This is a genomic window from Kluyvera ascorbata (assembly GCF_023195735.1).
GTDB classification, from domain to species: domain Bacteria; phylum Pseudomonadota; class Gammaproteobacteria; order Enterobacterales; family Enterobacteriaceae; genus Kluyvera; species Kluyvera ascorbata.
In genome coordinates this window covers 4168329-4187206 of record NZ_CP096201.1, presented here as the reverse complement: position 1 = coordinate 4187206, position 18878 = coordinate 4168329, and the positions used below count along the sequence as shown (strand labels likewise).

The window sequence follows — 18878 nt, the reverse complement described above, 5'->3', positions numbered from 1 at the left end:
TTGTATGACATTGGAGTCTGATAGCGTCATTAATGCGCCGGAGCAGCAGCGCACATCAATAAATGAAGGAAATAAACCCCAGCTGCGGATGGTGGATTTAAATTTGCTGACCGTATTTGACGCGGTGATGCAAGAACAAAACATTACTCGCGCCGCTCATATTCTTGGAATGTCACAGCCTGCGGTCAGTAACGCTGTCGCTCGTTTGAAAGTGATGTTTAATGATGAATTATTTGTGCGGTATGGCCGCGGTATTCAGCCGACAGCACGTGCCTTCCAGCTGTTTGGTTCTGTCCGCCAGGCGTTGCAGCTCGTGCAAAATGAATTGCCGGGTTCTGGTTTTGAACCATTAAGCAGTGAGCGAGTATTTAATCTTTGCGTATGCAGCCCTCTGGATAACTATTTAACTTCAATCATTCTTAATAAAGTAAGTGAAGTAGCGCCGCATATTCATATGGTTTTCAAATCGTCATTAAATCAAAATACTGAACATCAGCTGCGCTATCAGGAAATCGAGTTTGTGTTGGGCTATGAAGAGTTTCGTCGCCCTGAATTTGCCTGTGTGCCGTTATTCAATGATGAAATGGTTCTGGTGGCGAGCGACAAGCATCCCCGTATACATGGACCGGTAACTGAAGCCGATATTTATAGCGAAGAACACGCCGTTGTTTCTCTGGATCGCTATGCATCGTTTAGCCAGCCTTGGTATGACACCATTGATAAGCAGGGTCGTATTGCCTATCAGGGAATGGCATTGATAAGCGTACTCAATGTCGTGTCCCAGACACAGCTGGTTGCCGTTGCTCCTCGTCGTCTGGCGGAAGAGTTTTCCGAGCAGTTGGGCCTACAGATTTTACCGTTGCCAATGAAGTTAAATAGCCGTACCTGCTATCTTTCCTGGCATGAAGCGGCAGGCCGCGATAAAGGCCATCAATGGATGGAAGAGTTACTGATTAGCGCGTGCCGTCCGCAGTAATAACCCGTCAGACAAACAGAGTGTTTATGCATTCTGTTTGTCTTGTTTTTTTATGATAATGAAAAATATTATGCTGTTGTCACTCTCTGGCGGTGGGAGCAATAATGTGAAAAATGCAGGTTTTGCTGTAATGCCGCGTTTCGCCCGAGCATCTACGCTCTCTTTTTCCTGGCGTTGAAGTAATCATCCATCATTCTCCCTTTTCCCTTTATTTTTCCTCTTTTTAGTACGGCTTCTACTCCAGACGTGTGAATTGCCTGCCTTGTGGTGAGCGGTTATGTTAGTTCTTTACCGATAATTTAGCGTCGGCGGACAAATTCTTCCGTCGGGCGTATGGCGCAGAGAAATGAATTCTCGGGTCATTAAGAACAGAAGCCTGGAGGCAAACCATGGAGATGTTGTCTGGAGCCGAGATGGTCGTCCGATCGTTAATCGATCAGGGCGTGAAGCAGGTATTTGGCTACCCGGGAGGCGCTGTCCTTGATATTTATGACGCGCTACACACGGTGGGGGGTATTGACCATGTGCTGGTGCGCCATGAACAGGCGGCGGTGCATATGGCCGACGGCCTGGCGCGTGCGACCGGCGAAGTCGGCGTTGTGCTGGTGACTTCCGGCCCTGGCGCGACCAACGCCATCACCGGTATTGCCACGGCCTATATGGACTCCATTCCACTGGTGGTACTTTCCGGCCAGGTTGCCACCTCGTTGATTGGCTATGACGCCTTCCAGGAGTGCGACATGGTCGGAGTGTCGCGACCGGTCGTCAAACACAGCTTCCTGGTGAAGCAGACCGAGGATATCCCCGGCGTGCTCAAAAAAGCATTCTGGTTAGCATCCAGCGGCCGACCTGGCCCGGTGGTGGTCGACTTACCGAAAGATATTCTGAACCCGGCAAATAAGCTGCCGTACGTCTGGCCGGATACGGTCAGCATGCGCTCCTACAACCCTACGACGACCGGCCATAAAGGGCAGATTAAACGCGCGCTGCAAACGCTCATCGCGGCGAAAAAGCCGGTGGTGTATGTCGGCGGCGGGGTGGTGAACGCCGAGTGCCATACGCAGTTGCTTACGCTGATTGAAAAGCTAAACCTGCCTGTCGCTTCTTCACTGATGGGGTTAGGCGCTTTCCCGGCGACCCATCGTCAGGCGCTGGGCATGCTGGGTATGCACGGTACCTATGAAGCTAACATGACCATGCATCACTCTGACGTGATTTTTGCCGTTGGGGTTCGTTTTGACGATCGCACGACCAACAATCTGGCGAAGTACTGCCCGGATGCCACCGTGCTGCATATTGATATCGATCCGACGTCGATCTCTAAAACGGTTCCGGCAGATATTCCGATCGTCGGCGATGCGGGAATAGTACTGGATCAAATGCTGGAACTGCTGGATCAAGAAAGCGCGGCACAGCCGCTGGATGAGATCCGCGACTGGTGGCAGCAAATTGAACAATGGCGGGCGCGCCAGTGCCTGAAATACGATACCCAAAGCGCGCAGATCAAACCGCAGGCGGTAGTGGAAGCCATCTGGAAGCTGACCAACGGCGAGGCGTACGTCACCTCTGATGTGGGCCAGCACCAGATGTTTGCAGCGCTCTATTATCCGTTTGATAAACCTCGTCGCTGGATCAACTCTGGCGGCCTCGGCACCATGGGCTTCGGTTTGCCTGCGGCTCTTGGGGTGAAAATGGCGCTGCCAGATGAAACCGTAGTCTGTGTGACCGGCGACGGCAGTATTCAGATGAATATTCAGGAGCTGTCGACCGCGCTGCAGTACGAGCTGCCGGTGCTGATTCTGAACCTGAACAATGGTTATCTGGGGATGGTGAAGCAGTGGCAGGATATGATCTATTCTGGCCGTCACTCCCAGTCCTATATGCAATCGCTGCCGGACTTTGTTCGCCTGGCCGAGGCCTATGGTCATGTAGGCATTCGCATCACCGAACCGTCCGAGCTTGAGAGCAAACTTGCGCAGGCGCTGGAGCAGGTGCGCAATAACCGCCTGGTATTTGTCGACGTTTGCGTCGATGGCAGCGAGCACGTCTACCCGATGCACATTCGCGGCGGGGCAATGGACGAGATGTGGCTGAGCAAAACGGAGAGAACCTGATTATGCGCCGGATATTATCTGTATTACTGGAAAACGAGTCCGGCGCGCTGTCGCGCGTGATTGGCCTCTTTTCACAACGTGGGTACAACATCGAAAGTCTGACCGTGGCGCCAACCGACGATCCGACGCTCTCTCGTATGACTATCCAGACGGTCGGTGACGAAAAAACCATCGAACAGATCGAAAAGCAGCTGCATAAGCTGGTGGATGTGCTGCGGGTGAATGAGCTGGGACAGGGCGCGCATGTTGAACGCGAAATCATGCTGGTGAAAGTGCAGGCCAGCGGTTATGGTCGCGACGAGGTCAAGCGCAATACGGAAATCTTCCGCGGGCAGATTATCGACGTCACGCCATCGCTCTATACTGTTCAGCTTGCGGGCACGAGCGACAAGCTGGATGCGTTCCTCGCTTCGCTGCGTGATGTTGCGAGAATCGTGGAAGTGGCACGCTCTGGCGTGGTCGGTTTGTCGCGCGGCGACAAGATTATGCGCTAATCACGTCTCATCGCTTTATCGTAGCCCGGCCAGACGTCGGGCTTTTTTTTGCGAAATCAGCAATAAGTGCGAAGAAAAGCTATTGCCGATGAGATCAATCTGCGTTTAGATGTTACGGATTATACTTATAAAGCAAGGGGCAATTGTGAAACTGGATGAAATCGCCCGGCTTGCCGGTGTTTCCCGAACCACCGCCAGCTATGTGATTAACGGTAAAGCGAAGCAGTATCGCGTCAGCGATAAAACTGTTGAAAAAGTGATGGCCGTTGTGCGTGAGCATAACTATCATCCTAACGCGGTAGCCGCCGGGCTGCGTGCAGGACGCACGCGTTCTATTGGGCTGGTCATTCCCGATCTGGAGAACACCAGCTACACGCGCATTGCTAACTATCTTGAACGCCAGGCACGCCAGCGTGGCTATCAACTGTTGATCGCCTGCTCGGAAGATCAGCCTGATAACGAAATGCGCTGCATTGAACACCTGCTGCAACGTCAGGTAGATGCGATCATCGTGTCAACATCGTTGCCGCCGGAGCATCCTTTCTACCAGCGTTGGGCGAACGATTCATTCCCGATTGTCGCGCTTGACCGTGCGCTCGATCGTGAACACTTCACCAGCGTCGTGGGCGCCGACCAGGATGACGCGGAAATGCTCGCCGCAGAACTGCGTACCTTCCCGGCAGAAACCGTCCTCTATCTTGGCGCGCTACCGGAACTGTCGGTAAGCTTCCTGCGCGAACAGGGCTTCCGTACAGCCTGGAAAGACGATCCGCGCGACGTACATTATCTTTATGCCAATAGCTATGAGCGTGAGGCGGCGGCGCAGCTGTTTGAAAAATGGCTGGAAACGCACCCGATGCCGCAGGCGCTGTTCACCACTTCATTTGCGTTGCTGCAAGGGGTGATGGACGTAACGCTGCGTCGTGAAGGGAAACTACCGACCGATCTGGCCATTGCCACCTTTGGCGACCACGAACTGCTCGACTTCCTGCAATGCCCGGTGCTTGCGGTTGCTCAGCGTCACCGCGATGTTGCAGAACGAGTGCTGGAGATTGTGCTGGCAAGCCTTGATGAGCCTCGTAAACCGAAGCCTGGCTTAAGCCGTATTCGTCGTAACCTCTATCGCCGCGGTAGTCTGAATCGCCGATAAGCAATACCTCAATGAAGGCTACACGCTGTGGCCTTCATTAGATAAAAACCCTATTTTCTTTAATATTAAGATAATTCTACATTTTAGTTAGCTTTCTATTTAATTCCCCTAATAAGATAGCGAAATAGCGTTTTTAATGTGAACGCAAAGTAAAATTATATTATTTCTGAATTATTTTGTTACATTCTCATGGCGGATTGCCGAAATAACAAACACTTCTTAGCTGACCTACCAGAATAGGCGACAGGCCTGTCTTGAATTCCTTGTAAGGGCGCGCCGCAGGGACTGTTAACGAGCCACAGAATGTCCTAAAATGCCGCTCGCGTCGCAAACTGGCACTTTATATATTTTTTCGATGATATTTAGTTGCGTTAAAGCAATGTGAATGAGCCTGTATTTTTCTTACGGGTATTCATGGCGTTAATTTGCCTCGTCTGCTGGATAATTATTAATCAGGGCTATTGTCGGCCGCAAATAGTGGTTTTTTGGACTCTGTTGGCATTCATGCTGGCTTGACAAGCTTTTCCTCTGCTCCGTAAACTCCTTAAAGTGGGAATTTGTGGGGCAAAGTGGTAAATGGGGGTGAGGCTGGCATGTTCCGTGGGGCAACGTTAGTCAATCTCGACAGCAAAGGGCGCTTGGCCGTCCCTGTCCGATATCGGGACCAGCTTGTCGAGAGCGCTACCGGTCAAATGGTTTGTACCATTGACATTCATCACCCCTGCCTGCTGCTTTATCCTCTGCCCGAATGGGAAATTATCGAGCAAAAGCTCTCGCGTTTGTCGAGCATGAACCCCGTTGAACGTCGCGTACAGCGACTTTTGTTAGGGCATGCTAGCGAATGTCAGATGGATAATGCCGGGCGATTATTGATTGCGCCGGTTTTACGGCAACATGCCGGATTGACCAAAGAAGTGATGCTGGTCGGGCAGTTCAACAAGTTTGAACTGTGGGATGAAACGGCCTGGTATCAACGGGTCAAGGAAGATATCGACGCTGAGCAATCTGCTTCAGGGGCGCTGTCGGAGCGATTGCAGGATTTGTCCTTATAAATATGATGGAAAATTTTAAACATACTACGGTACTGCTGGACGAGGCCGTTAACGGCCTGAATATTCGTCCTGACGGTATCTATATCGATGGCACTTTTGGTCGCGGTGGTCATTCGCGTCTTATCCTGTCGCAGCTTGGCGAGCAGGGGCGTTTGATTGCGATCGATCGCGATCCCGCAGCGATTGCGGTGGCTAAGACCATTGATGATCCACGCTTTTCCATCGTGCATGGTCCTTTCTCTGCGCTGGCAGACTACGTTGCCGAGCGCGACCTTGTTGGCAAGATCGACGGTATTCTTCTCGATCTTGGTGTTTCTTCACCGCAGCTTGATGACGCAGAACGCGGTTTCTCGTTTATGCGCGATGGCCCGCTGGACATGCGTATGGACCCAACCCGCGGTCAATCAGCAGCAGAATGGCTGCAAACGGCAGAAGAAGCGGACATTGCCTGGGTGATTAAAACCTTCGGCGAGGAACGTTTTGGCAAACGTATTGCCCGCGCCATCGTTGAACGCAATCGCGTTGAGCCGATGACCCGCACGAAAGAACTGGCGGAAGTTATCGCGGCGGCCATGCCGGTGAAAGACAAATTCAAACACCCCGCAACCCGTACCTTCCAGGCGGTGCGCATTTGGGTGAATAGTGAGCTGGAGGAGATAGAGCAAGCGCTAAAAAGCTCGCTTGGCGTGCTGGCCCCGGGTGGGCGGCTGTCAATCATCAGCTTCCATTCGCTGGAAGACCGCATTGTGAAACGCTTTATGCGTGAACAAAGCCGCGGTCCACAGGTTCCGGCGGGGATCCCGATGACTGAAGAGCAACTCAGGAAGCTGGGTGGCCGTCATTTACGAGCATTAGGCAAGTTGATGCCGGGCGAAGATGAAGTGGCAGAGAATCCGCGTGCCCGTAGTTCAGTGCTGCGTATTGCAGAAAGGACGAACGCATGATCGGCAGAGTGACAGAAGCCCTAAGCAAAGTAACCGGGTCGTTAGGAAACGGCGAGCGCCATGCCTTGCCTGGCGTTATTCGCGACGACCTTTTGCAGTTTGGGAAGCTGCCACTCTGTCTGTTCATTTGCATTATTGTCACGGCGGTAACGGTGGTGACGACGGCTCACCATACTCGCCTGTTAACAGCCCAACGAGAACAGTTGGTGTTGGAGCGCGACGCGTTAGACATTGAGTGGCGAAACCTGATCCTCGAAGAGAATGCTCTGGGCGATCATAGCCGAGTCGAACGTATCGCTACCGAAAAGTTGCAGATGCAACATGTTGATCCATCGAAAGAAAACATTGTTGTTCAGAAATAAGGATTATTGCAACGCATGAAACCAGCGGCAAAAACGCTTAAGCCAAAACGTCAGGAAGAACAGGCCAACTTTATCAGTTGGCGTTTTGCGTTGCTTTGCGGCTGTATTTTTCTGGCGCTCGCGTTTCTGCTGGGACGCGCTGCCTGGCTACAAATTATTGCCCCGGATAAGCTGGTTCGTGAAGGCGATATGCGCTCCCTGCGCGTTCAGCAGGTTTCTACCTCCCGCGGCATGATTACCGACCGTTCAGGTCGTCCGCTGGCGGTGAGCGTGCCGGTGAAAGCTATCTGGGCCGATCCGAAAGAGCTGCACGAAGCGGGCGGCGTGGTGCTGAACAACCGCTGGAAAGCGTTGGCAGATGCCCTGAACATCCCGCTGGACCAGCTAGCAAACCGTATCAATACCAACCCACGCATGCGCTTTATCTACCTGGCGCGTCAGGTTAACCCTGATATGGCTGACTACATCAAAAAGCTCAAGCTGCCGGGGATCTATCTGCGTGAAGAATCTCGTCGTTACTACCCTTCAGGGGAAGTAACCGCTCACCTCATTGGCTTCACCAACGTCGACAGCCAGGGGATTGAAGGGGTCGAGAAGAGTTTTGATAAATGGCTTACCGGTCAGCCGGGTGAGCGTATTGTCCGTAAAGACCGTTATGGTCGCGTGATTGAAGACATCTCCTCAACCGACAGTCAGGCCGCCCATAATCTGGCGTTGAGCATTGATGAACGCCTGCAGGCGCTGGTTTATCGCGAATTGAACAACGCCGTGGCGTTTAACAAAGCGGAATCCGGCAGCGCCGTGTTGGTCGACGTGAGCACCGGTGAAGTGCTGGCGATGGCTAACAGCCCGTCTTACAACCCGAACAACTTTACCGGTACCGCGAAAGACACCATGCGTAACCGGGCCATTACCGACGTGTTTGAACCGGGTTCCACGGTGAAACCGATGGTAGTGATGACCGCGCTTCAGCGCGGCGTGGTGCGTGAAAACACCGTACTGAATACCATTCCTTACCGTATTAACGGCCACGAAATCAAAGACGTGGCGCGCTACAGCGAATTGACCCTGACCGGGGTACTACAGAAGTCGAGTAACGTCGGTGTTTCCAAGCTGGCGTTAGCGATGCCGTCCTCAGCGTTAGTAGATACTTACTCACGTTTTGGGCTGGGAAAAGCGACCAATTTGGGGTTGGTCGGAGAACGCAGTGGCTTATATCCTCAAAAACAACGGTGGTCTGACATAGAGAGGGCCACCTTCTCTTTCGGCTACGGGCTAATGGTAACGCCGTTACAGTTAGCGCGTGTCTACGCAACGATTGGCAGCTACGGGATTTACCGCCCGCTGTCGATAACCAAAGTTGACCCGCCGGTTCCCGGTGAGCGCATCTTCCCGGAATCTATCGTCCGCACCGTCGTTCATATGATGGAAAGCGTGGCGCTGCCTGGCGGCGGCGGCGTGAAAGCGGCGATTAAAGGCTACCGTATCGCGATTAAAACCGGTACGGCGAAAAAAGTCGGCCCGGACGGACGCTATATCAACAAATACATTGCTTACACCGCGGGCGTTGCGCCAGCTAGCCAGCCGCGCTTTGCGCTGGTGGTGGTCATCAACGATCCGCAGGCGGGTAAATACTACGGTGGCGCCGTTTCCGCGCCGGTCTTTGGTGCCATCATGGGCGGCGTTCTGCGCACGATGAACATTGAGCCGGATGCGCTGGCAACGGGCGGCGATAAAAGTGAATTAGTAACGAATCAAGGCGAGGGTACAGGTGGCAGATCGTAATTTGCGCGACCTTCTCGCTCCGTGGGTGCCAAATGCGCCGGAGCGAGTACTGCGAGAGATGACGCTCGACAGCCGTGTGGCTGCATCGGGCGATCTGTTCGTGGCGGTAGTGGGTCATCAGGCGGACGGGCGTCGTTATATCCCGCAGGCAATTGCGCAAGGTGTCGCTGCTGTTATAGCCGAGGCAAAAGATGAGGCAACCGACGGTGAAATCCGCGAGATGCACGGTGTGCCGGTTATCTACCTCAGCCAGTTAAACGAGCGCTTATCGGCACTGGCCGGGCGTTTTTACCACGAGCCATCCGACAGCCTGCGCCTGATTGGCGTGACCGGAACCAACGGTAAAACCACCACCACGCAGCTGATTGCACAGTGGTGCCAGCTGCTTGGCGAAACCAGCGCGGTGATGGGTACGGTCGGTAACGGCCTGCTGGATAACGTCATCCCGACGGAAAACACCACCGGTTCTGCCGTTGATGTACAGCATGTGCTGGCAGGGTTGGTTGAGCAGGGTGCAACGGTTGCCGCGATGGAGGTTTCCTCTCACGGCCTGGTGCAACACCGTGTGGCAGCGCTCAAGTTTGCGGCCTCGGTATTTACTAACCTGAGCCGCGATCATCTTGATTATCATGGTGATATGGAGCATTACGAAGCGGCGAAATGGCTGCTGTACTCCACCCACCACTGCGGCCAGGCCATCGTCAATGCAGACGATGAAGTGGGTCGTCGCTGGTTAGGCCGTCTGCCGGATGCCGTTGCGGTCTCCATGGACGATCACATTAATCCGAACTGCCATGGCCGCTGGCTGAAAGCCGTGGCGGTGGACTACCACGACAGCGGCGCCACTATCCGCTTTGCGTCCACCTGGGGCGAAGGTGAAATTGAAAGCCGCCTGATGGGGGCGTTTAACGTCAGCAACCTGCTGTTGGCATTGGCGACGCTGCTGGCGCTGGACTATCCGCTGAATGAATTGCTGAAAACCGCTTCGCATTTACAGCCGGTGTGCGGACGCATGGAAGTGTTTAGCGCGCCGGGCAAACCGACCGTGGTGGTTGATTACGCTCATACGCCAGATGCGCTGGAAAAAGCATTGCAGGCCGCGCGTCTGCACTGCTCCGGCAAGCTGTGGTGCGTATTTGGCTGCGGCGGTGACCGTGATAAAGGCAAGCGCCCGCTGATGGGGGCCATTGCCGAAGAGTTCTCCGACATTGTGGTGGTCACCGACGATAACCCGCGTACCGAAGAGCCGCGCGATATCATTAACGACATTCTTGCGGGTATGGTAGATGCCGGCCACGTGAAGGTGATGGAAGGCCGCGCGGAAGCGGTAACCAACGCCATCATGCAGGCGAAAGAGAATGACGTTGTTCTGGTGGCGGGCAAAGGCCACGAAGATTATCAGATTGTGGGTAACCGTCGTCTCGATTACTCCGACCGTATTACCGCAGCGCGTCTGCTGGGAGTGGTGGCATGATTGGCGTAACGCTTGGCCAGCTTGCCAACGTTCTGAACGGCGAGCTTTATGGCAGCGATTCCCTTATTGAAGACGTCACCACGGATACCCGGAAATTAACGCCGGGTTGTCTGTTTGTGGCGCTGAAAGGCGAACGTTTTGACGCGCATGATTTTGCGCAAACGGCAAAAGACGGTGGCGCCGGTGCGCTGCTGGTCAGCCGTAAGCTGGACATCGACCTGCCACAGCTCGTGGTGAGCGATACCCGTCTGGCATTTGGTGAACTGGCTGCCTGGGTGCGCCAGCAGGTTCCTGCCCGCGTGGTGGCCCTGACCGGTTCTTCAGGTAAAACCTCGGTAAAAGAGATGACCGCCGCCATTCTTGGGCAGTGCGGCAACACGCTTTATACCGCGGGCAATCTCAATAATGATATCGGCGTGCCGATGACATTACTGCGCTTAACGCCGGAACATCAGTTTGCGGTGATTGAGCTCGGCGCAAACCATCAGGGCGAAATCGCCTGGACCGTTAGCCTGACCCGCCCGGAAGCGGCGCTGGTGAACAACCTGGCGGCTGCGCATCTGGAAGGTTTTGGCTCGCTGGCCGGCGTGGCGAAGGCGAAAGGTGAAATCTTCACCGGCCTGCCGGACAGCGGCATTGCGATTCTGAACGCCGATAACAACGACTGGGCTAACTGGCAGCAGGTGATTGGCGATCGTACCGTCTGGCGTTTCTCACCCAACGCGGCGGGGAGTGATTTCCACGCCTCTGACGTTCGTATTACCTCACAGGGTACCGAATTTACGCTGCATACGCCGAACGGCAGCATTGACGTGCTGCTGCCATTGCCGGGTCGCCATAACATCGCGAACGCGCTTGCCGCGACCGCGCTGGCAACCGCCGTTGGCGCAGACTTAAGCGCGGTGAAAGCCGGGCTGGCACAGCTGAAAGCGGTGCCGGGGCGTTTGTTCCCGATTCACCTGACGGACAGCCAGCTGGTGCTGGATGACTCCTACAACGCGAACGTCGGTTCTATGACGGCTGCGGTACAGGTGCTGTCTGAAATGCCGGGCTACCGTGTGTTGGTCGTTGGCGATATGGCAGAGCTTGGCGCCGAAAGCGAAGCGTGTCACATCCAGGTGGGTAACGCTGCCAAAGCGGCCGGGATTGACCGAGTTCTGAGCGTCGGCACGTTAAGCCAGGCGATTAGCACTGCCAGCGGGGCAGGGGAGCACTTCACCGATAAAGCGTCGGCTATTGCTCGTCTTAACACGCTGATTAACGAACATAAAACTATCACCATTCTGGTGAAAGGATCACGCAGTGCTGCCATGGAAGAGGTCGTACGCGCATTACAGGAGAACGGGACATGTTAGTGTGGCTGGCCGAACATCTGGTCAAATATTATTCCGGCTTTAACGTCTTTTCCTATCTGACGTTTCGCGCCATCGTCAGCCTGCTGACCGCGCTGTTCATCTCTTTGTGGATGGGACCGCGCATGATTGCCCGTCTGCAAAAAATGTCGTTTGGTCAGGTTGTTCGTAACGACGGTCCTGAATCTCACTTCAGTAAACGCGGTACGCCGACGATGGGCGGGATCATGATCCTGACCGCGATCACCGTTTCCGTGCTGCTGTGGGCCTATCCGTCAAACCCGTACGTCTGGTGCGTGCTGACGGTGTTGATCGGCTACGGCATTATCGGTTTTGTTGATGACTACCGCAAAGTGGTTCGTAAAGACACCAAAGGGCTTATCGCGCGCTGGAAATACTTCTGGATGTCGGTGATTGCGCTGGGCGTGGCTTTTGCGCTGTACCTTGCCGGTAAAGATACGCCAGCTACCGAGCTGGTGGTGCCGTTCTTCAAAGACATCATGCCGCAGCTGGGCCTGCTCTACATCCTGCTGGCCTACTTCGTTATCGTCGGTACCGGCAACGCCGTTAACCTGACCGATGGCCTCGACGGTCTGGCCATTATGCCGACCGTCTTCGTGGCGGCGGGCTTTGCGCTGGTGGCGTGGGCGACCGGTAACATGAATTTCGCGAGCTACCTGCATATTCCTTACCTGCGTCATGCAGGCGAGCTGGTGATCGTCTGTACGGCGATTGTTGGCGCGGGACTCGGCTTCCTGTGGTTCAACACCTATCCGGCACAGGTCTTTATGGGCGACGTTGGTTCGCTGGCACTGGGCGGTGCGCTGGGCATTATTGCTGTGCTGCTGCGCCAGGAGTTCCTGCTGGTGATCATGGGCGGCGTCTTCGTGGTTGAAACCCTGTCGGTCATCCTGCAGGTCGGCTCCTTCAAGCTGCGCGGTCAGCGCATCTTCCGTATGGCGCCGATTCACCACCACTATGAATTGAAAGGCTGGCCGGAGCCGCGCGTTATTGTGCGCTTCTGGATTATTTCGCTGATGCTGGTGCTGATTGGCCTGGCAACGCTGAAGGTACGTTAATCATGGCAGATTACCTGGGTAAAAACGTCGTCATTATTGGTCTTGGACTGACCGGGCTTTCCTGCGTGGATTTTTTCCTCGCGCAGAACGTCACGCCGCGCGTGATGGATACCCGAGCGACGCCACCCGGTCTGGATAAACTGCCGGAAGCGGTAGAGCGTTATGTCGGTGGGCTGAACGAAGACTGGCTGATGGCGGCCGACCTGATTGTCGCAAGCCCAGGTATGGCGCTGGCAAACCCAGCGTTGAGCCGCGCGGCCGATGCTGGTATTGAAATTGTTGGCGACATCGAACTGTTCTGCCGTGAAGCGCAGGCGCCTATCGTGGCGATTACCGGCTCCAACGGTAAAAGCACGGTCACCACGCTGATTGGCGAGATGGCTAAAGCCGCGGGTGTGAACGTCGGCGTCGGCGGTAATATTGGCCTGCCAGCGTTGATGCTGCTGGACCCGGCGCGCGAACTGTACGTGCTTGAGCTTTCCAGCTTCCAGCTGGAAACCACCTCCAGCCTGCATGCGGCGGCGGCAACGATTCTCAACGTTACCGAAGACCATATGGATCGCTACCCGCTGGGGCTGCAACAGTACCGAGCGGCGAAGTTGCGTATCTATGAAAACGCCAAAGTCTGCGTCGTGAACGCTGACGACGCCCTGACCATGCCGGTGCGCGGTGCGGATGAGCGCTGCGTGAGCTTCGGCGTGGACGTCGGTGACTATCACCTGAACCGCCAGCAGGGGGAAACCTGGCTGCGCGTGAAAGGTGAAAAAGTATTGAACGTCAAAGAGATGCCGCTCACCGGGCAGCATAACTACAGCAACGCCCTGGCGGCGCTGGCGCTGGCGGATGCCGTTGGCCTGCCGCGCGCGACCAGCCTGAAAGCGTTGACCACCTTTACCGGGTTGGCTCACCGTTTCCAGATTGTGCTCGACCATCGCGGCGTGCGCTGGATTAACGACTCTAAAGCGACCAACGTCGGCAGCACCGAAGCAGCGTTAAACGGCCTGCACGTGGCAGGAACGCTGTATCTGCTGCTGGGTGGCGACGGTAAATCTGCCGACTTCGAACCACTGCGACGCTACCTGGCCGGCGATAACATTCGTCTCTACTGCTTTGGCCGTGACGGCGGTGAACTGGCCGCGCTGCGCCCGGAAATCGCCACCCAAACGGAAACCATGGAAGAGGCGATGCGCCTGATTGCGCCACAGGTGAAAGCGGGCGATATGGTGCTGCTGTCTCCGGCATGTGCCAGCCTTGACCAGTTTAAAAGCTTTGAGCAGCGCGGCGACGTGTTTGCTCGCCTGGCGAAGGAGTTAGGTTGATGCGTTTATCGCTCCCGCGCCTGAGACTGCCTCAACTGAGGCTGCCGCGTCTGCCGGGCATGCGCGTTTTCGCATGGCTGTTTGGTTGGATGTTTGCCGCGCTTAAGGGCTGGGTGATGGGCTCTCGGGAGAAAGATACCGATAGCCTGATTATGTACGACCGCACGCTGCTGTGGCTGACCCTTGGCCTGGCGGCGATTGGTTTTATTATGGTGACCTCGGCCTCAATGCCGGTGGGGCAGCGTCTGGCTAACGATCCTTTCCTGTTTGCCAAGCGTGACGGTCTTTATATTCTGCTGGCGTTTTTGATGGCGCTGGTGACGCTGCGGCTGCCGATGTCATTCTGGCAGAAGCACAGTACGTTCATGCTGATTGCTTCTATCGGTATGTTGCTGATTGTTCTGGTCGTCGGTAGCTCGGTTAACGGTGCATCGCGCTGGATTGCCTTCGGCCCGCTGCGTATCCAGCCTGCCGAGCTGACCAAGCTATCGCTGTTTTGCTATATCGCCAACTATCTGGTGCGTAAAGCCGATGAGGTGCGCAACAACCTGCGCGGCTTCTTAAAACCGATGGGCGTGATTTTCGTGCTGGCGATTTTGCTGCTGGCGCAGCCTGACCTTGGTACCGTGGTGGTGCTGTTCGTCACCACGCTGGCGATGCTGTTCCTCGCGGGTGCCAAGCTGTGGCAGTTCATCGCCATCATTGGTATGGGGCTCTCCGCAGTCGTACTGTTGATCCTTGCCGAACCGTATCGTATTCGCCGCGTGACCTCCTTCTGGAACCCGTGGGAAGACCCGTTTGGTAGCGGCTACCAGCTGACCCAATCGCTGATGGCCTTTGGCCGTGGCGAGATGTGGGGGCAAGGTTTAGGCAACTCGGTGCAGAAACTGGAGTATCTGCCGGAAGCGCATACCGACTTCATCTTCGCCATCATCGGTGAGGAATTGGGTTATATCGGTGTGGTACTGGCACTTTTAATGGTATTCTTCGTCGCTTTCCGCGCCATGTCCATTGGTCGCAAAGCGCTGGAGATCAACCAACGTTTTTCTGGCTTCCTGGCTTGCGCAATCGGCGTATGGTTCAGTTTCCAGGCGTTGGTAAACGTAGGGGCGGCAGCCGGTATGTTACCGACAAAAGGCCTGACCCTGCCGTTGATAAGCTACGGTGGCTCCAGTCTTCTGATTATGTCGACTGCCATCATGTTCTTATTACGAATTGATTATGAAACGCGTCTGGAGAAAGCCCAGGCGTTTACCCGAGGTTCTCGATGAGCGGTCAAACAAAGCGGTTAATGGTGATGGCAGGCGGTACCGGTGGACACGTGTTTCCGGGGCTGGCGGTCGCGCACCATTTAATGGATCAGGGCTGGCAGGTGCGCTGGCTGGGAACCGCAGATCGTATGGAAGCCGACCTGGTGCCAAAACATGGCATCGAGATTGATTTTATCCATATCTCCGGGCTGCGCGGCAAAGGCCTGAAAGCGCTGCTGCTGGCACCCATGCGTATTTTCAACGCCTGGCGTCAGGCGCGCGCGATCATGAAACGCTTTAAGCCGGACGTGGTGCTGGGCATGGGCGGTTATGTCTCCGGGCCTGGCGGTCTGGCGGCGTGGTCGCTGGGTATCCCCGTTGTTCTGCATGAGCAGAACGGTATTGCCGGGCTCACGAACAAATGGCTGGCGAAGATTGCTACCAAAGTGATGCAGGCTTTCCCGGGGGCGTTCCCGAATGCCGACGTGGTTGGCAACCCGGTACGCGTTGATGTGCTGGCGCTGCCGCTGCCGGAACAGCGCCTGGTGGGCCGCGATGGCCCCATCCGCGTGCTGGTTGTTGGCGGTTCTCAGGGCGCACGCGTTCTCAACCAGACCCTGCCGCAGGTTGCACAGCGTTTGGGTGATGCGGTGACTATCTGGCACCAGAGCGGAAAAGGCGGTCAACAAACCGTTGAACAGGCCTACGTCGATGCCGGTCAGCCGCAGCATAAAGTAACCGAATTCATTGATGACATGGCTGAAGCGTACGCGTGGGCCGATGTGGTGGTCTGTCGCTCCGGCGCGCTGACGGTGAGCGAGATTGCGGCGGCAGGTCTGCCGGCGATTTTCGTCCCATTCCAGCATAAAGACCGTCAGCAGTACTGGAATGCGCTGCCGCTGGAGAAAGCCGGCGCGGCGAAGATCTTTGAGCAGCCGCAGTTTACGGCGCAGGCGGTCGCGGACACGCTGGCAAGCTGGGATCGCAACACATTATTAGAGATGGCTGAGCGTGCACGTGCGACGGCCATCCCGGACGCTACCGAGCGGGTAGCAAAAGAAGTAAGCCTGGCTGCAAAGGCTTAATCATCGCGGCGCATTTGCGTCGCCCGAATTTCAGAAGTGATGGCGTTTAGAGAATGAATACACAACAACTGGCGAAACTGCGTTCTATTGTGCCCGAGATGCGTCGCGTTCGGCACATTCACTTTGTTGGCATCGGTGGCGCCGGTATGGGCGGTATTGCTGAAGTACTGGCCAACGAAGGATATCAGATCAGCGGTTCCGATCTGGCACCGAACCCGGTGACGCAGCAGTTGACGAAATTGGGCGCCACGATTTATTTCAACCACCGTCCGGAAAATGTTCGCGATGCGAGCGTTGTGGTGGTCTCAACGGCTATCTCTGCCGATAACCCGGAAATCGTTGCCGCACACGAGGCGCGTATCCCGGTTATTCGCCGCGCGGAAATGCTGGCGGAGCTGATGCGTTTTCGTCACGGCATTGCTATTGCCGGGACACACGGTAAAACCACGACCACTGCGATGGTCGCCAGTATTTATGCGGAAGCCGGGCTGGACCCGACCTTCGTCAACGGTGGCCTGGTGAAAGCGGCAGGCGTGCATGCGCGTCTGGGCCATAGCCGCTACCTGATTGCGGAAGCCGATGAGAGCGACGCGTCGTTCCTGCATCTGCAGCCGATGGTGGCGATTGTCACCAACATCGAAGCCGACCACATGGATACTTACCAGGGCGACTTCGAAAATTTAAAGCAGACGTTTATTAATTTCCTGCACAACTTGCCGTTTTATGGCCGTGCGGTGATGTGTGTTGATGACCCGGTTATCCGTGAGCTTCTGCCGCGCGTAGGCCGTCAGACCACCACCTACGGTTTCAGTGATGACGCGGACGTTCGCGTAGAAAACTACCAGCAGATTGGCCCACAGGGGCACTTCACGCTGGTGCGTCAGGATAAAGAAGACCTGCGCGTGACGCTGAATGCGCCGGGCCGTCATAACGCTCTGAACGCCGCAGCAGCGGTCGCGGTAGCGACGGAAGAGGGCATTGAAGACGACGCTATCCTGCGCGCTTTGGAAAGTTTCCAGGGCACCGGCCGTCGTTTTGACTTCCTGGGCGAGTTCCCGCTGGAAGAGGTGAATGGTAAAGAAGGCACCGCGCTGCTGGTTGATGACTACGGTCACCACCCAACAGAAGTTGATGCCACCATTAAAGCTGCACGTGCGGGCTGGCCGGACAAAAAATTAGTGATGGTATTCCAGCCGCACCGTTATACCCGTACGCGTGACTTGTACGATGATTTTGCCCACGTGCTTACCCAGGTGGATGCCCTGCTGATGCTGGATGTCTATCCGGCGGGTGAAGCGCCGATTCCTGGGGCTGATAGCCGCTCGCTGTGTCGTACCATTCGCGGACGTGGAAAAGTGGACCCGATTCTGGTCGCTGACCCGTCTCAGGTCCCGGAAATGTTGGCATCAGTACTGACGGGTAATGACCTTGTCTTAATTCAGGGTGCCGGAAATATTGGTAAAATTGCGCGTAACTTAGCTGAAATCAAACTGAAGCCGCAAACTCAGGAGGAACCGCGTCATGGCTGATAAGATCGCGGTTCTTTTGGGCGGAACCTCTGCTGAACGCGAAGTGTCGTTAAACTCCGGCACGGCGGTGCTGGCCGGTCTTCGCGAAGCGGGCATTGATGCGCATGCGGTCGACCCGAAAGAGACAGATGTTACCCAACTGAAAAACATGGGTTTTCAGAAAGCGTTTATTGCACTGCATGGTCGCGGCGGTGAAGATGGCACGCTGCAGGGATTACTGGAACTGCTTAAGCTTCCGTATACCGGCAGCGGCGTGATGGCTTCAGCGATTTCGATGGATAAACTGCGCAGCAAATTGCTGTGGCAGGGCGCGGGATTACCGGTTGCCCCTTGGGTTGCCGTTGAGCGCGAAGCCTTTAATGCCGGGCTTTCCAGCGAGGTTCAAGCGCAGATTGCCGCACTCGGCCTGCCGCTTATCGTTAAGCCGAGTCGTGAAGGTTCAAGCGTTGGGATGTCGAAAGTCACCGAGAGTGGTGACCTGGCCGAAGCGTTAACGCAGGCGTTTCAACATGATGACGAAGTTCTGGTAGAAAAATGGCTCAGTGGGCCAGAATTTACGGTTGCGGTACTCGGTGAAGAAATTTTGCCGACAGTTCGCATCCAACCTGCCGGAACCTTCTATGATTATGAGGCGAAGTATCTCTCTGATGAGACAAAATATTTCTGCCCTGGTTGTGAGGAACCAACCCAGGAATCGGAAATGCAGTCTTTAGTACTGAAAGCCTGGAAAGTTTTAGGCTGCCGTGGATGGGGTCGCATTGACGTCATGCAGGACAGCGATGGTCAATATTATCTGCTGGAGGCGAATACCTCTCCGGGGATGACCAGCCATAGTCTGGTGCCGATGGCGGCACGTCAGGCGGGAATGAGCTTCTCGCAGCTGGTAGTACGAATTCTGGACCTGGCGGGGTGA

Annotated in this window: 16 protein-coding genes; all 16 read left to right on the top strand. The window is 55.4% G+C overall.

The window, feature by feature from the left end:
* The first annotated feature begins 4 nt into the window (after nucleotides 1–4).
* Nucleotides 5–976, top strand: coding sequence for a transcriptional regulator LeuO (gene leuO, locus MY052_RS20035; RefSeq protein WP_035893013.1), 972 nt, complete (start codon nucleotides 5–7; stop codon nucleotides 974–976).
* A gap of 389 nt (nucleotides 977–1365) precedes the next feature.
* Nucleotides 1366–3090, top strand: a complete 1725-nt coding sequence (ilvI, locus tag MY052_RS20030; protein ID WP_248537705.1) for an acetolactate synthase 3 large subunit — start codon at nucleotides 1366–1368, stop codon at nucleotides 3088–3090.
* A gap of 2 nt (nucleotides 3091–3092) precedes the next feature.
* A complete protein-coding gene (gene ilvN / locus MY052_RS20025) occupies nucleotides 3093–3584 on the top strand; it encodes an acetolactate synthase small subunit (protein WP_035893016.1) in 492 nt (163 codons plus the stop codon).
* A gap of 145 nt (nucleotides 3585–3729) precedes the next feature.
* Nucleotides 3730–4734 (top strand): catabolite repressor/activator, encoded by a 1005-nt coding sequence (gene cra / locus MY052_RS20020; RefSeq protein WP_035893017.1) that lies wholly within the window; start codon nucleotides 3730–3732, stop codon nucleotides 4732–4734.
* 593 nt (nucleotides 4735–5327) lie between these two features.
* Nucleotides 5328–5786 carry a division/cell wall cluster transcriptional repressor MraZ gene (gene mraZ, locus MY052_RS20015; RefSeq protein ID WP_035893018.1) on the top strand — a complete coding sequence of 153 codons (459 nt, stop codon included), beginning with the start codon at nucleotides 5328–5330 and terminating at the stop codon, nucleotides 5784–5786.
* A 2-nt stretch (nucleotides 5787–5788) separates the two neighbouring features.
* Nucleotides 5789–6730 carry a 16S rRNA (cytosine(1402)-N(4))-methyltransferase RsmH gene (gene rsmH / locus MY052_RS20010; protein ID WP_035893019.1) on the top strand — a complete coding sequence of 314 codons (942 nt, stop codon included), beginning with the start codon at nucleotides 5789–5791 and terminating at the stop codon, nucleotides 6728–6730.
* Nucleotides 6727–7092, top strand: coding sequence for a cell division protein FtsL (ftsL, locus tag MY052_RS20005; RefSeq protein WP_035893020.1), 366 nt, complete (start codon nucleotides 6727–6729; stop codon nucleotides 7090–7092). Before rsmH ends, ftsL begins: the two co-directional genes overlap by 4 nt.
* A gap of 15 nt (nucleotides 7093–7107) precedes the next feature.
* Nucleotides 7108–8877 carry a peptidoglycan glycosyltransferase FtsI gene (locus MY052_RS20000; RefSeq protein ID WP_035893021.1) on the top strand — a complete coding sequence of 590 codons (1770 nt, stop codon included), beginning with the start codon at nucleotides 7108–7110 and terminating at the stop codon, nucleotides 8875–8877.
* Nucleotides 8864–10351 (top strand): UDP-N-acetylmuramoyl-L-alanyl-D-glutamate--2,6-diaminopimelate ligase, encoded by a 1488-nt coding sequence (gene murE, locus MY052_RS19995; RefSeq protein ID WP_248537703.1) that lies wholly within the window; start codon nucleotides 8864–8866, stop codon nucleotides 10349–10351. The genes MY052_RS20000 and murE overlap by 14 nt, the downstream gene beginning before the upstream one ends.
* The gene (gene murF, locus MY052_RS19990; RefSeq protein ID WP_248537702.1) at nucleotides 10348–11706 is read left to right on the top strand and encodes a UDP-N-acetylmuramoyl-tripeptide--D-alanyl-D-alanine ligase; all 1359 of its coding nucleotides are present in this window, start codon (nucleotides 10348–10350) and stop codon (nucleotides 11704–11706) included. The genes murE and murF overlap by 4 nt, the downstream gene beginning before the upstream one ends.
* The gene (mraY, locus tag MY052_RS19985; protein WP_035893027.1) at nucleotides 11700–12782 is read left to right on the top strand and encodes a phospho-N-acetylmuramoyl-pentapeptide-transferase; all 1083 of its coding nucleotides are present in this window, start codon (nucleotides 11700–11702) and stop codon (nucleotides 12780–12782) included. The genes murF and mraY overlap by 7 nt, the downstream gene beginning before the upstream one ends.
* Before the next feature lie 2 nt (nucleotides 12783–12784).
* Nucleotides 12785–14101 carry a UDP-N-acetylmuramoyl-L-alanine--D-glutamate ligase gene (gene murD, locus MY052_RS19980; protein ID WP_248537701.1) on the top strand — a complete coding sequence of 439 codons (1317 nt, stop codon included), beginning with the start codon at nucleotides 12785–12787 and terminating at the stop codon, nucleotides 14099–14101.
* Nucleotides 14101–15372 (top strand): cell division protein FtsW, encoded by a 1272-nt coding sequence (ftsW, locus tag MY052_RS19975; protein WP_035893031.1) that lies wholly within the window; start codon nucleotides 14101–14103, stop codon nucleotides 15370–15372. Before murD ends, ftsW begins: the two co-directional genes overlap by 1 nt.
* Complete coding sequence (gene murG / locus MY052_RS19970; protein ID WP_248537700.1) at nucleotides 15369–16436, top strand: undecaprenyldiphospho-muramoylpentapeptide beta-N-acetylglucosaminyltransferase; 1068 nt, start codon at nucleotides 15369–15371, stop codon at nucleotides 16434–16436. Before ftsW ends, murG begins: the two co-directional genes overlap by 4 nt.
* A gap of 53 nt (nucleotides 16437–16489) precedes the next feature.
* Nucleotides 16490–17965 (top strand): UDP-N-acetylmuramate--L-alanine ligase, encoded by a 1476-nt coding sequence (gene murC, locus MY052_RS19965; protein WP_035893035.1) that lies wholly within the window; start codon nucleotides 16490–16492, stop codon nucleotides 17963–17965.
* Nucleotides 17958–18878, top strand: coding sequence for a D-alanine--D-alanine ligase (locus MY052_RS19960; RefSeq protein WP_035893037.1), 921 nt, complete (start codon nucleotides 17958–17960; stop codon nucleotides 18876–18878). Before murC ends, MY052_RS19960 begins: the two co-directional genes overlap by 8 nt.